Source organism: Mycobacterium sp. IEC1808, from assembly GCF_002101935.1.
In the GTDB taxonomy this organism is placed as follows: domain Bacteria; phylum Actinomycetota; class Actinomycetes; order Mycobacteriales; family Mycobacteriaceae; genus Mycobacterium.
In genome coordinates, this window is sequence record NZ_LQPV01000024.1 from 1 (window position 1) to 14,754 (window position 14,754).

Genomic DNA, 14,754 nt, shown 5'->3' on the forward strand with positions numbered 1-14,754 from the left:
TGACGGTGGCCGAAGAGGCAGCGTTCTGGACAGCCACGCCACCGCCGGCCCCGCCCGCACCGCCCACACCGGTGCCGCCGGTGCCGCCGGCGCCGCCATGGCCGCCGCCGGTGGCTCCCGTTCCGTTCGTGACGACTACCCCACCGGCCCCACCGGCACCGCCGGAGGTGCCGTTCCCGCCGGTACCGCCGTCGCCGCCGGTGACCGCGGCCGTAGAGGCGGCATTCTGCAGTTGCACGCTGCCGCCGGCCCCGCCGACCCCACCGATGGCGCCGTTCCCGACGCCACCGCCGCCGCCGTGGCCGCCGATGGTGATTCCCGTTCCATTCGAGACGACCACTCCACCGGCACCACCGGCACCACCGGCACTACCCTGCCCGCCGTTGCCGCCGGCACCGCCGGTGACCGCGGCCGTGGACGAACCGTTCTGGAATTGGACGCTACCGCCGGCCCCGCCGGCGCCGCCGAGGCCGCTGCTGGCGGTGCCCCCGTCGCCGCCGTGGCCGCCGGTGGTGTCGCCGCTTCCGGCGGTGATGACCTGCCCACCGGCCCCACCGACCCCACCGAAGAGGCCGCTTCCGCCATGGCCCCCGGTGCCGCCGGTGACACTGGCGGCATTGGAACCATTCGTGATGAGCACGGCACCCCCGGCCCCACCGGCCCCGCCGACACCGCCGCCGCTGCTACCACCGTCGCCGCCGGTGCCGGGTGTGACGGCCCCGGTGCCGGCCGTGACGACGGCGGCCCCGGCGCCGCCCGTACCGCCGTTACCGTTGCCCGGGGCGTCGCCGCCCTTTCCACCGTTGCCCGCCTGCGCGGCGGCGGCGCCGCCGTTACCGCCGTTGCCGCCGTTGCCGTTGCCGGCGCCATTGCCGCCGGCGCCGCCGTCGCCGCCGGTGCCTGTCTGCGAAAGGGCGGCGCCGCCGGTGCCGCCGTTACCGCCGTGACCATTGCCGGCGGCGCTGCCGCCGGCGCCACCCATGCCGCCGCTGCTACCGCTGCCGCCGGCGCCGCCGTTGCCGCCGTCCGGATGGAGCGCGGTGCCGGCCGCGCCTTGACCGCCGGCGCCGCCGGCGCCGGATGTGCCGGTAGTGCCGGCTGTACCACCGGCGCCGGGAGTGCCGAAGATGCCCGCGGTGCCGCCGGCGCCGCCCGCTCCGGCCGCACCGCCCAGCCCGCCCGCGCCGCCGGCGCCACCAGTGCCGTCGTTGATGCTGAAGTCGCCAGCGCCGCCCGTGCCGCCGGCACCGCCGTTGCCGCCGAATCCGCCCTGGCCGCCGTGCCCGCCGGAGCTCAGGAACCCGACGGCGTTGCCGCCAGCGCCGCCGGCGCCGCCGGCGCCGCCCGCGAAACTCGACCCCGGAGCGCCGGGAGCGCCGGTGGCGCCGACGCTGCTGAACCCGCCCTGACCTCCGGCACCGCCGTTGCCGCCGGCTCCTCCAAACAGCGACTCGCTCGCGCCGCCGGCCCCCCCGTTACCTCCGGCACCACCTAATTGACCGGCCGCCGTGGCGGAGCCGCCGGCTCCGCCGTTGCCGCCATTCCCGGCGGCGCCGCCGCCGAACAGTCCATTCATACCGCCGGCCCCGCCGTTACCCCCCGCCACACCGGGCGTAGTTGACGACGCTCCGGCCCCGCCGTTGCCGCCATGGCCGAAAAAGCCCGCCGACCCGCCGTTACCGCCGTTTTGTCCGGTTCCCGCCGCCCCGGCCGCGCCGTTGCCGCCGTTGCCCCACAGGATCCCTCCGTCACCGCCGTTACCGCCCGGGGTGGTCGCGTCTGCGCCGTCGCCGATCAGCGGACGGCCAGTCAGCGCCTCAACGGGCCCATTGATCGCCGCCAGCGCGGAATCCAGCGGTGAAGCATTGGCCGCCTCCGCGGCCGCATAGGCGCCCGCGGCGCCGTTCAGCGCCTGCACGAACTGTGCATGAAACGCCTCCGCCTGCGCGCTCAGCGCCTGCTGTTCCTGCGCAAAGGCGCCGAACAACTTCGCGATCGCCGCGGACACCTCGTCCTGCGCCGCTGCCACCACCGACGTGGTTGAAGGCGCCGCGGCCGCGTAGGCCGCACCGATTGTCTGCCCGATCCCGGTCAAATCCGCCGACGCCGAGGCCAAAGCTCCCGATGTTGCGATCACATAGGAAGACATTGGTTCCCCCTCGGTGGGGATCAGACGGCTACGGGACGCGGGTGATTTTAGGCGTAGGTTACGCGTGTCTAATACCGTTTGGAATCCGATTCCGAAAGTTTGAATCGAGTATGAATTGCGTACCCCGGGCCGCCGCAGCACCGCACAGCCTGCGTGTGTGACTGATGCGACAGGTGCGACTAGGGGTCAGGTTTGCTTTTTTGCGGCCGTTTTCGCCGATGCAACCCCGCCGAAGCGGTCCGATTTGCCGGTCGGTTGGGGTTCAAGCGGCGGGCTCGCGCAGCGGAAGGCCGGCCGCGCGATACGCCGCATCGATGACGATCATGTTCTCGATCGCCTCTTCCGGTGTCGTCTTCACCGGTTCACCGCGCAGCACCGCGGCGGCGAAAGCGTCGAGCTGATGCCCGTAGGTGGAGCGCCCCGCGGTGAAGTTCTCCACCCGCTTTCCGGCGGTCGACCGGACCGAGAACCGCTGGAACGGGATCAACGGATTGAGCCGCAGCTCGCCGCGCTCGCCAACCACCTTCACGGTTAAGCGCGGTGGGGCGGTCGACCACATCGAGCAGTGGATCCGCCCGGTGTGCCCGCCGGCAAACCGCAGCTCGGCCGTCATGGCTCGGTCGACGTTGGGACCGCGTAGTTTGGCCTGTGCCGCAACGACGTCCGGAGTCGAGCCGCCGAACCTGCGCACCATGTCGACGGCGTAGCATCCGAGATCCATCAGCGCGCCACCGGCCAGGGCGTAGTTGTAGCGGTTGTGGGAGAGCTTCGGCATCCAGAAGCACCACTCGGCGTCGACGCGCTCGAGCTTGCCCAGCTCTTCGGAGGCAATGATCTCCTCCACGCGCGCCGCGCACGGGTGGTAGCGGTAGTGAAAAGCCTCCATCACGACCCGATCCGACGTGGCGGCAAGCGCGGCGACCTCGCGGGCCTCGGCGGCATTGGCGGTGAACGGCTTTTCGCACAGCACGTGCTTACCGGCGTCAAGCGCGGCCCGAGTCCACCTGCCGTGCAACCCGATCGGCAGCGGGTTGTAGACAGCGTCGAGGTCCGGATCGGCGAGCAGCGCCTCGTAGCTGTCGTGCACCCGGGCGATGCCGTGTTTGGCGGCAAAGGCTTGCGCCCGGGACACATCGCGTGCGGCCACCGCGGCCAGCACGACCTCGGCGTTGTCCCGAGCCGGTTTGATGAGCGCCGTCGGCGTGATGCGCGCCGCCCCCAGGACGCCGATCCGCACCGGTGCGCCGCGTCCAGACACGGACGGGATGCTAGCAGTCGACCCGCAGGTCGGTCGGCAAGATTTCGAGACGCAATTTCACCGGAAACGCGCCGACATACACTCTCGCAATGGTCGCCGCTGATACCTTGCGCCGCGTGGGAACTCGGCTTCGCGCGATCACCGCGTCGCATAAGGCCAGCCCGATCCCCCGCGTGATGGTGATCTCCAACGTGGGCAGTTTTGGCGGAGGAGGTGCGCTCGACTTTCGCGATATGGTCCTGGCCATCCACGAAATGCGGCCCGACGTCGACGTCGTCGCCGTCTGCCCGTGGAAGGGCAGCCTGGTGACGGAATGCGCTCGGCACAATATCCGGACCAAGATCACCTGGATACCGGGCTGGGCCTTTCTCGTCCGGTCGCGCGCGCCACGCGTTGAGGCGCTCATCGGCACGGTTCCGTATCTCGCCATTCTGCTTGTCGGCATCTTGCAGGCGCTGTTCCTACTTGTTCGACAGCGCCCGACCATGGTGCTCACCAATACGATGGTCATTCCCGCGCACGCGATCGCTGCCAAACTGCTCGGCATCCCCCATTACTGGCTGGTCCGCGAGTTCGGCAAAGACGACCACCGGCTCTGGTTCCTGTTGGGCTACCGCAGAACCATCCGCCTCATCGGGCGGCTGTCGGCGGCGGTGATCTGCAATTCGCACGCGGTCGAGAACGCTCTGCTCGCGGTGGATCCGACGATGACGACGCACGTGGTCTACCCGGTCGTCGACACCCCGCTCGGCACACCGCCGGAGCGACGACCGGGCGAACGCATGCGCGCTGTGTTGATCGGTTACTTCTCCGAAGCGAAGGGACAGCGCATCGCGGTCGAGGCGGTGGCCATCGCCCGGGAGGCCGGCGTCGACATCGAGTTGACCCTGGTCGGCGCCGGCAACCAGAAGCCGCTTCGCGAGCTCGCGCGACGCCTGGGCGTCGAGGACCTGGTGGATATCCACGGACGCACACATGACGTCGGCCCCTACTGGTCCGCCGCTCACGTCGGCCTGATGTGCAGCCAATGCGAGGCGTTCGGGCGGGTAACCGTGGAGGCCATGCGAGCCGGATTGCCTGTGTGCGGGACGAACGCGGGCGGCACACCGGAGATCATCGATCCGGGGATCAATGGGCTGCTAAGCCCGGCCGGCGACGCAAATGCACTCGCAGCCAACCTGATGACGCTGGAATCCGACGAAGACCTGCGTCGTAAGCTCGCCTTTCGCGCGGTGGAAACGCCACGCTTCCAGCGCGACCGTCACGACGATGAATTCACCGCAATTCTCGGCCTGCGTTGAGGTGTAATTTTCCGCCCATTCGCCCGCGATATGCGATGCTACGATCTCGATTCGCCCGGGACCGGGCCAAGCGTGGGCCATCATCCGCTGAGGAGTTGAATTTTGGCTGTCGGCGAGCTGAGTGCCCGTGAGGCCGAACGCGTTGTGTGGGACGTGATCGTCGTGGGCACCGGCATGGGCGGCGGCACGCTGGGCTTGTCGCTGGCCCGCGCCGGCCGCCGGGTGCTGTTCGTCGAAAAGGGCCGCTCCACACTGCCCGGAACCCCCGGAACGATTCGCGCCGCCATGCCCGAACTCGCCGAGCCGCGCGCCGCCCGTTCGGCGGAGGCCTATTACGACGCGTTAGCCCGGGCCGGGCGCTCCACTGACGAGATCGAAGACATCAGCGGCAGACGCCCGAAACGCTTCGTGCCGTTCATCGGCAGCGGCACCGGCGGTTCATCCGCCCTGTATGGAATGGTCTGCGAGCGGTTCTTCGCCCAGGACTTCACCCCGCGGCAAAACTTCCGCGACCCCGGGGATTCCACCGTGCCCGAGGCCTGGCCCATCACCTATGACGAGCTGAGTCCGTGGTATGCCGAGGCCGAAAAACTCCTCAATGTGCGCGGCGCGCCCGATCCGCTGCGCCCCGAAGCCGCCGACGTGGGTTTGCCTGCGGCCCCGCCGTTTTCCCCCGACAACCAGCCGCTGGTCAACTACCTGGCCGGGCGCGGACTACACCCCTACCACCTGCCGATGGCCTGCGACTACACCGACGGCTGTCCCACCTGTCAGGCCCATCTCTGCGAGCGGTCTTGCAAGAATGACGCGGGCCGCAATGGCGTGCTGCCCGCCGTTACCGAGCACGGGGCGCACCTGCTCGACCAGTGCCGAGTCGTGCATCTCGAGGCCGATCGCGCCCGGGTGCAGCAGGTGATCGCCCAGCATGGCTCCGACATGCTGGCGTTGAAAGGCAAGGTCGTGGCGCTGGCCGCCGGCGCCCTGGCCACCCCGGTCTTATTGCTCAACTCCCGCTCCGGCGAGTGGCCGCGCGGACTGGCCAACGGCTCAGATGTGGTGGGGCGCAACCTGATGCGCCATCTGATGGATTGGATCGAGGTCTGGCCGCAACCCGGCTGCAGGATCACCGCCGAGAACAAGGAAATCGGGTTCAACGATTTCTATTTCTCCGACGGCCAGAAATACGGCACCGTGCAGTCGGCGGGCGCGATGGCGAATTTGGCGTCGATGGATATGTTCACCAACCAACCCGGATGGCAGCCGAAGGCACTGCGCCTGATCAGCCCGGCGGTGCGGCCGATCTACGATCGCTTCTTCAATGGCGGGCTGGTGCTGGCCCCGATCATGGAGGACCTGCCGTATCTGGACAACCGGGTCCTGCCAAGCGACCGGCCCGGCGAGGATGGGCGCCAGCGGCTGCGGCTCCAATACCGTTTGCACCCAAGCGAGGTCGACCGCCGCGCAGTGTTCATTCGGAAGATAAAAGAGGTGTTGAAGCCGTATCGCACCCTCACACTGCGAACCGGCGCAAACAACTCCACCCTGGGCCATGTCTGCGGCACCTGCCGCTTCGGCACTGATCCCAAAACCAGCGCTCTCGACCCACAGAACCGGGCGCACGAGGTGGACAACCTCTACGTGGTGGACGCCTCGTTTTTTCCATCCAGCGCCGGGTTGAATCCCAGCTTGACGGTGGCGGCCAACGCGCTGCGGGTGGCCGAACACGTGAACCAGGCGCATTTCGCCACCTGACCTGGGGTTGAAACTGCCTGTGCGCGAACCTGATTCACCCAACTCGGTTGAGGCGGGCGAAGTCTTCCACAAAATTCGCCGCGGCCGCAACGCTTTCGGCGGGTTTGGTCATCCGAGCGGCGATCTCACGGGCACGGGCGACGTATTGCGGGGCGAGGATGGTCCGCAGGTCCTCGACCAGTGATTTCTCGGTAGCGGTCGAAAAGCGCCTTGCGGTGCCAACCTTGAGCCGTTTCACCGCGGCTCCCCAGATCAGCTGAACGTCCGCCATCCAGAGGATCAGCGTCGGGACTCCGGCGCGCAGGCCCGCGGCCGTGGTGCCCGCACCACCGTGGTGAACGACCGCGCGACAAGCCGGAAAGATTGCCGCGTAATTCATTGCGCCCACCACTTTGACGTGGTCGAAATGCGGGACGTTGCCGAAATCGGTCGCGGCGGCGCAAACCAGCGCTCGTTCACCCAACCGAGCACATGCCCTACCGATCATCGCGATCGTCTCGCCAGCGGATTCGACGGGAATGCTGCCGAACCCGAAGAAAATCGGCGGTTCCCCCGCGGCGATCCACGAGGCAACCTCATCGTCGGCGTCCGTCGGTGATTCCAGCGTCAGCGTGCCGACAAAGGGCCGTTGACGGTCGAATTTCGCCCATTCGGCGGCCAACCCGGGAAAGCACACTTCGTCGTATGCCTGGATTTCCAGCGATCCTCGTTCGGCGATGCGCGCCGGCCCGGAGCCGGTGGCCTTCGGTAGGCCCAATTCCTGACGCTGTGCCTCCTCGACCTTTTTGACGCCGCGCCAAACCAGCCAGTCGTAGACCCTCATCGCCGACCGGATGACCGGGGGCGGCAGCGTCGGAACCAGGCGGCCGTTGACGCGTATCGGGAACCAAAGCAGCGTGGCCAGCGGAATGCCGCGATACTCAGCGACGTTGGCGGCGAGCTCCTGGTAGCTCATACCGGTCAACAGCAGGTCGGACCCGTCCGTCAGCGAGGTCAGCATCTCGCTCATCTCGGCCCAATGCCGCGTGCCGGGCTCCCGAGATTCCCGCAGGTACGCGCGCACATCCCTAATCCGCCAGAAGTTCCGGAAGAAATACGTCCAGAAGTTGCGTGTCGATTCGAGCCACGTCTGGATATCCGGCCCGTAGTCGGTCGCCGTGAGTCCCGCCGCCTCGGCGAAGCCGACCAGGTCAGGCGGGACCGCCATGCACACGTCGTGCCCGCGGCGTCGCAACTCACGGCCGAGGGCGACGCCGGGCTCGACATCGCCGCGAGTCCCATAGAACGCCAGCACAAATTTCATGCGTAATCCTGGTCCTTCACTTCCCGTGCGCGTTCTGCGAAATGAAAGCGGCAGACCCGGTGCCCAGCTCAGCCGCCCAGCAGCATAACCCCGACACCGGTGCCATCGACCGCCAATCCGAAGTTTTGAAAAGGCCCGCCAATGCCGCCGTCTACTGGGGGGATTGGCCTAGCACAGACTGCGTTTCAGCCAATTCGTCGCGGGCGTCAACACAACACGGAATGCAACCCGACCGGAATTGGTCAACGGTCAAGTCTTAGCCGAATGCTCGGCCGAGCGGATGCACCGAGGCTAGTCTGCTGTGATGAATCGGCGACGCCAACGCCGCCATTCGCGGCGGTCGTCCCCCTGTGATCGGGTGTACGCACCACCAGGCGTTACCGGCGAATCGTGTGCCAGTGGAGGCTGATTAGTGCGACTCCGGGTACGTCCCGCACGCCCATCCAACGGTGATGCGCGGCCGGACGATCGGCTGGCGTTCGTGGACCAAGGCTTCTTTGCCGGCCAGCATGCCGCCGGCCTGGAGGAAGTCATGCAGGTCGTGTGGGTTTATGAGCACGCCATCGACTTCGATGGGCTCAGGCGTTTCCACGACAATTTTCGTTACGGGTTGTTTGGGCGGCTGATCGAGCGTTCGCCGCTGCCGTTCGGCCGGCATCGGTGGGTCTTGGATTGCGAGTCGCCGGGCATCGATATCGCTGAGTGCGCCCGTCCACGCGCTGAACTCAGCGACTGGGCTGATGAACGCTCGCAAGTGCCCGTTGATCCGGAGTCGGGACCCGGCTGGCATCTCGCTGTCCTCCCCCTGACGGACGGCTCGACCGCGGTCACCCTGGTGGCATCCCACTATTTGGTCGACGGCATCGGGCTGTTGAGCGCGATAGTTGAAGCGCTCTGGGGAGACAAGCGCGAGCTGGGGTACTCGCGGCCGCGTTCTCGCACTCGACTGCGTGCGCTGGTTCAGGATGCCGGCCGAACGGTCCGGGACGCACCTGAGGCCGCCCGAGCGCTTGTCGCGTTTACAAAACTGATGCGTCGGCAACGGCGTGAAGCAGCCCGATCGCCGTCACCGCGACCCAACGCCCCTGGTAGAGAAAACGGCGGAGGCAGCGGCGACGATCCCTTCGTCGTGCCCGGCATCACGATCGGCATCGAACTGGACCATTGGGATGCCCGGGCCAAGGCTCTTGGCGGCACGAGTAACACGCTGGCCGCGGGGCTCGCCGCGAAACTCGGGGAGCGCATGGGGCGCCGACGTCCGGGTGACGGCGCCGTCACGCTGCAACTGCCAATAAGCGAACGCGCGCCTCGTGACACGCGCGCGATCGCAGTGTCCTTTGCGCGCGTCAGCATCGACCCGACGCTGGTAACGACCGATCTGCGTGACGCCCGCGCCGCCATCAACCAGGCACTGAAGACTTTGCGGGAAACGCCGGCGGAGTCAGCGCTGCTGGCTCCGCTTGCCCCGTTCACGCCGAAACGGACGTGGCGACGGGGAGTCGACGCGGCGCTCGCCGACCCCGATCGCCCCGTCGTTTGTTCTAACCTCGGCGACGTCGGCTCGGTGGTCGGCTACCTCGATGGCACCCACTGCGAGTACGCCTACGCACGAGGGATCAGGCAGCACGTAACCCGACAAACGCTGGAGCGAACGGGCGGGCAATTGCAACTGCTTTCTCTTCGCTCGCCGGGAATCGGCAAGATTTTCATCCACGTGCTCGCTTACCATCCCGGCGCTGAGAACACCAAGCCCGCATTGCGCGGGACGGCGGCGCGCTCGCTGGCCGAGTTCGACCTGACTGGCGAGATCGAATAACGGATCCTTCCCGACGGCGATTTGGCTGCCGCAGAGTGCATTTCAGCCACGAGGCGCCCCCGAACCCGGTTAAGTATTGGCTAAACGCTCGGCCGAGCCGAAGCACCCGATGCCAATCTGCTGTGATGAATCGGCTCGACCGCAGGAATGCCCGCGAGGCGTCACGGGCGAATGTTGGAGGCTTAGGAGGCCAATCAGTGCCAATCCGGATACGCCACGCCCGCGCATCCTCTAGCGAATACGCGTCCAACGGCGACGGCCGGCCGGACAATCTGCTGGCATTGGTGGACCAAGGCTTCGTTGCCGGACAGCGCGCCATTGGCCAGACGGAAGTCATGCAGGTCGTGTGGGTCTACGAGCACGATATCGACTTCGACGGGCTGAAACGGTTTCACCACAATTTTGGTTACGGGTTGTCCGGACGGCTTATCGAGCGGTCGCCCCTGCCGTTCGGCCGGCATCGGTGGGTCCTCGATCGGGGGCCGGCGGCGATACATTTCGCCGACCGCGCCCGCCCACGCGCCGATCTCAGCGACTGGGCGGACGAACGCTCGCAGGTTCCCGTTGACCCAGAAGCGGGACCCGGCTGGCATCTCAGCGTGCTTCCCCTGACGGACGGCTCGACGGCGGTCACGTGGGTGGTCTCTCACTACATCATTGACGGCGTCGGCGGTCTGGTCGCGGTCGCCGACGCGATCCTGGGCACCAACCGCGACCTCGGCTACCCGCCGCCACGCTCGCGGACCCGCCTGCGCGCGCTGGCGCAGGATCTCGGCCAAACAGCTCGAGACGCACCCGAAGTTGCTCGGGCGCTGGTCGCGTTGGCAAAACTGAGTCGCCGTCAGCGGCGCGACGCGGCCCCATCGTCGCCGGCACCACGGGCGGTCGCCCGCCGTGTCGACGACGGCGCGGACCCGGTCATCGTGCCGGGCATCGCGATCCTCGTCGACCTGGATCAGTGGGATGCGCGCGCGAAGTCGCTAGGTGGAACGAGCACCACGCTGGCCGCCGCGTTGGCCGCAAAACTCGGGGAGCACCTGGGGCGCCGACGTGCGTCTGACGGCGCCGTGACTCTACAAATCGTCATGACCGACCGCACCGAGGGTGATACCCGTGCGCTCGCGGTGTCGTTTGCCCGGGTCAGTCTCGACCCGACCGGGTTGAGCACGGATCTGCGCGACGCGCGAGCCGGCATCAAGCAGGCACTGAAGGCTCTGCAGAGTAAACCGGACGAATCTTCGCAACTGGCTGCCCTGTCCCCCTTCACCCCCAAGCGGACGTGGAAACGGGGCGTCGAGACGCAGCTCAACGACCCCGACATGCCGGTGATCTTTTCCAACCTCGGCGACGCGGGCTCGGTGGTCAGCCGTGCGGACGGCACCCAATGCGAATACGCCTGGGCCCGCGGAACGAGGCAGCGCGCAACGCGTCAGCAGCTTGAGCGAACGGGCGGCCATATGCAGGTGGTGTCTTGCCGCACACCGGGTATCGGCACGATTTACCTCACCGTCGTGGCCTACCACCCGGGCGCCGAGAACACCAAGCCCGCACTGCGCCAACTCGCCGCGCGGACGCTAGCGGAGTTCGGCCTGACCGGTGAGATCGAGTAACGAATCGTTCCCTGCGCCGGCTTCGCGGAAGCCATGCTGAGAAGTTCCTTAAATCCTGGTCAGGCGCTGTTGGACTCCATTAGGTTTGCATCCGTAATTCAACTCGTGTCGGTTAGGGTGGTGCGGTGGTCTGGGGCAGTGTGCGCGATGTTGAGCCGACGCGGTCCGATATCGCCGTCGAGAGCGGGCAAGATGCCGGCCCGCCGCCATTGACGCCTCCCGTCCAAGGCGCACCTAAAAAGAGTCGTCGCAACACGGGGCCCGCGATCTTCCGGGGCCTGCGGCGGCTTTGGATCCCGCTGGTTATCGTGGCCGTGATCGCCGTCGGCGGATTCACCGTGTCGCGCCTGCACGGCCTCTTCGGCTCCGAAAAGCGCCTCTCGTATGCCGACACCCGAGTCGACAACAAGCCCTACAACCCCCAGCACCTGAGGTACGAAGTCTTCGGACCACCGGGGACCGTGGCACTGATCAGCTACTACGACGACACCGGTACTCCGCAGCATATTGACGCGGCGACCCTGCCGTGGTCGCTGGAATTCGCGGTCACGGCGGCCACGGGCATCGGAAGTGTTGCGGCGCAGGGTGATACCGACAGCATCGGTTGCCGCATCCTCCTCGACGGAGTGGTCAAATCCGAGAAGGTCACCAACGAGGTGAGCGCCTTTACGTCCTGCATGCTGAAGGGCTCATGACCAACCACCAGCCGCAGACCGGTCGGCCTTTGGTGGCGCGGACGATCCGTCGATTTTCGGTCGCCATAATTCTGGGGTGGTTGGCGATCATCGCGGTGTTGAATTTCTTCGTCCCGCCGCTGGAGCAGGTCGAGAACCAGCATTCTGTTTCCCCGACGCTCACTAACGCGCCGTCCGCCACGGCGTCACAACGGCTGAACGAAGACTTCAAGGCGGCCGACCAATCTGGTCAATCGGGTTCAACCAGTGTGGCGACGATCGTTTTGGAGGGTCAGCAACCCCTCGGCGACGATGCCCACCGATATTACGATCGACTGATTTCTCAGTTAAAAGACGATCCGAAGCATGTAGTACATGTCAACGATTTCTGGGGCGATGAATTAACCAGACAGGCCGCGCAAAGCGCCGATGGTAAGGCCGCATATGTTCTGGTGATTATCACCGCGGGCAACGAATCGATCGAAGCCGTTCAGCATATCGTCGCGCGGACGCCGGCGCCGCAAGGGGTCAAAGCGTTTGTCACCGGGCCCGCGGCGATCATTTCGGACATGAGCCACAGTGGTGACAGGACGGTTGCCACGATCACCCTGGTGAGCATCGCGGTGATCTTCTTTACGCTGCTCATCGTCTATCGTTCGGTCATCACGGTAATTCTTTTGTTGCTGGTGGTCGGCATTGAATTAATGGTTGCCCGGGGAGTTGTCGCATTTATCGGCTATCACGGGATCATCGGTCTGAGCACCCTCGCCGTAAACCTGCTGGTATCCCTCGTAATCGCGGCCGGAACCGACTACGGGATATTTTTCATTGGGCGGTATCAGGAGGCGCGTCAGGCCGGCAGCGACCGAGAGTCGGCTTTCTACACGACGTACCACGGGGTCACCAAGGTCGTCGTGGCCTCGGGTTTGACGATCGCCGGAGCACTTTACTGCCTGGTATTTACGCGGCTGCCCTCGTTCTATGTGCTGGCCGTCCCGTGCGCGGTGGCCGTTGTGGTGGCCGTCGCGGTCGCCATCACGCTGATCCCGGCGGTTCTGACGGTCGGAAGCCGGTTCGGATTGTTCGAACCCAAAAGGAGAATCAGCTATCGCGTATGGCGACGGGTGGGCACGGCGATCGTTCGTTGGCCTGCACCCATCCTCGCCGCGGCACTTGCGGTGACGCTTATCGGGCTGTTGACGCTGCCGGGCTACAACCCCAGCTACAACGACCAGAAGTTCATTCCCAAAGATATCCCGGGAAATTTGGGGTACGAGGCCGCGGCACGACATTTTCCCCCGTCGGCGATGATGGCACCCGAAATTCTGTTGGTCGAGGCCAATCACGACCTGCGCGATTCGGCCGATTTTCTGGTGCTGGATAAACTTGCCAAGGCCGTCCTGGCCGTGCCGGGGATTTCGTCGGTGCAGGCCGTGACGCGGCCCGAGGGCACCCCGATCAAGCACACGACCATCCCGTATTTGCTCAGCATGCAAGCCGCCGGCCAGCAGCAATTCCTCACTTTTCAGCGAGCGCGCATGAACGACCTGCTCAAGCAGGCCGACCTGATCAGCGAAGCGATCAACATCACGCAGCGCATGTATGAGGTGATGAAGCAATTGGTCGCCACCACGCATGACGTCGTCGCCAACACGCACGAAATGCAGGCCCTCACGAGCGAACTGCGCGACCACATCGCCGATTTCGAAGATTTCTTCAGGCCGCTCCGCAGTTACTTCTATTGGGAAAAGCACTGCTACGACATTCCGATTTGCTTTGCGATCAGAAGCATCTTTGATTCGCTCGATGGCGTCGACGCGGTCAGCGACAAGCTGATCCTGCTGGTGGCGGACCTCGATCAGGTCGACGCGCTGCTGCCGCAGATCCTGGCCCAGCTGCCGGCGACGATCGCGATCATGCAGGAATCGCGGACCATGTTGCTCACCATGCACAGCACCATGTCCGGCGTCCTCGGCAACATGGGCGACAACAGCAACAACTCGACCGCCATGGGGAGGGCGTTCGATACCGCCCAGAATGACGATTCCTTCTACTTGCCGCCGGAAACGTTGAAGAACAAAGACTTCCAGCGGATCATGAACATCTTCGTGTCGCCGGACGGCAAGGACGTCCGCATGCTCATCCTGCAGAAGGGCGACCCCTCGTCGTCCGACGGCCTTTCGCGGGTGGACGCGATCAAGAGCGCCGCCGAGGAGGCGCTCAAGGGAACTCCGCTGGAGGACTCGAAGATTTACCTATCCGGCACGGCGGCGTCGGTGCGGGACCAGGTGCGGGCATCGACAATCGACCTCATGATCGCGGGAATCGCCGCGCTCTGCCTGATTTTCATCGTCATGCTGATCATGACGCGGAGTTTCATCGCCGCCCTGGTCATCGTCGGTACGGTTTTGCTGTCGCTAGGCGCTTCCTTCGGGCTCTCCGTATTCGCCTGGCAGAATTTGCTCGGCATACAAATACATTGGTCAGTGCTTGTGATGTCGGTGATCGTGCTTTTGGCGGTGGGCTCGGACTATAACTTGCTGCTGGTGGCCCGGATGAAAGAGGAAATCGGCGCGGGCATAAATACCGGCATCATTCGCGCCATGGGCGGCACCGGCAAGGTCGTGACGAACGCGGGGCTGGTGTTTGCCTTCACCATGGGGTCCATGCTCGTCAGCGACCTGCGCACCATCGGTCAGGTGGGCACGACGATCGGCCTGGGGTTGCTGTTCGACACGCTGGTGGTGCGCGCGTTCATGACGCCGTCCATCGCCGCGCTGCTGGGCCGCTGGTTCTGGTGGCCGCAACAGGTTCGCCCCCGGCCCGCGAGCACCATGCTGCGGCCCGCGGGACCCCGTCCGTTGGTGCGTGCCTTACTGCTGAGATAGCGG

Annotated in this window: 9 protein-coding genes; 6 read left to right on the forward strand and 3 right to left on the reverse strand. The window is 66.0% G+C overall.

The genetic code is table 11. From position 1 onward, the window contains the following. On the reverse strand, nt 1-2,149 hold a 2,149-nt coding region (locus tag AWB92_RS14910; protein ID WP_142282105.1), incomplete at its 3' end, for a PE family protein. A gap of 262 nt (nt 2,150-2,411) precedes the next feature. Beyond that, nucleotides 2,412-3,407 (reverse strand): Gfo/Idh/MocA family oxidoreductase, encoded by a 996-nt coding sequence (locus AWB92_RS14915; protein ID WP_085186627.1) that lies wholly within the window; start codon nt 3,405-3,407, stop codon nt 2,412-2,414. Nucleotides 3,408-3,496: 89 nt separating this feature from the next. Between AWB92_RS14915 and AWB92_RS14920 the strand changes: the two genes are divergently transcribed. After that, nucleotides 3,497-4,708: a glycosyltransferase family 4 protein gene (locus AWB92_RS14920; RefSeq protein ID WP_085186629.1), complete on the forward strand. Its 1,212-nt coding sequence runs from the start codon at nt 3,497-3,499 to the stop codon at nt 4,706-4,708. Nucleotides 4,709-4,810: 102 nt separating this feature from the next. Further along, nucleotides 4,811-6,460 carry a GMC family oxidoreductase gene (locus AWB92_RS14925; protein WP_142282106.1) on the forward strand — a complete coding sequence of 550 codons (1,650 nt, stop codon included), beginning with the start codon at nt 4,811-4,813 and terminating at the stop codon, nt 6,458-6,460. A 34-nt stretch (nt 6,461-6,494) separates the two neighbouring features. Here the strand turns inward: AWB92_RS14925 and AWB92_RS14930 are convergent, their stop codons facing one another. Further along, nucleotides 6,495-7,763 (reverse strand): glycosyltransferase, encoded by a 1,269-nt coding sequence (locus AWB92_RS14930; RefSeq protein WP_085186631.1) that lies wholly within the window; start codon nt 7,761-7,763, stop codon nt 6,495-6,497. Between the two features lie 481 nt (nt 7,764-8,244). Between AWB92_RS14930 and AWB92_RS14935 the strand changes: the two genes are divergently transcribed. The 4 genes from AWB92_RS14935 to AWB92_RS14950 all read left to right on the forward strand — a co-directional run bounded on the left by AWB92_RS14935 (nt 8,245) and on the right by AWB92_RS14950 (nt 14,751). Further along, nucleotides 8,245-9,579, forward strand: a complete 1,335-nt coding sequence (locus AWB92_RS14935) for a hypothetical protein (RefSeq protein ID WP_241523459.1) — start codon at nt 8,245-8,247, stop codon at nt 9,577-9,579. Between the two features lie 125 nt (nt 9,580-9,704). Further along, entirely contained in the window at nt 9,705-11,189 is a 1,485-nt protein-coding gene (locus AWB92_RS14940; RefSeq protein WP_241523460.1) for a wax ester/triacylglycerol synthase family O-acyltransferase, read from the forward strand. 278 nt (nt 11,190-11,467) lie between these two features. Then, nucleotides 11,468-11,884, forward strand: coding sequence for an MmpS family protein (locus AWB92_RS14945; protein WP_068184521.1), 417 nt, complete (start codon nt 11,468-11,470; stop codon nt 11,882-11,884). Then, entirely contained in the window at nt 11,881-14,751 is a 2,871-nt protein-coding gene (locus AWB92_RS14950; protein WP_085186635.1) for an RND family transporter, read from the forward strand. The genes AWB92_RS14945 and AWB92_RS14950 overlap by 4 nt, the downstream gene beginning before the upstream one ends. Nucleotides 14,752-14,754: the final 3 nt, after the last annotated feature.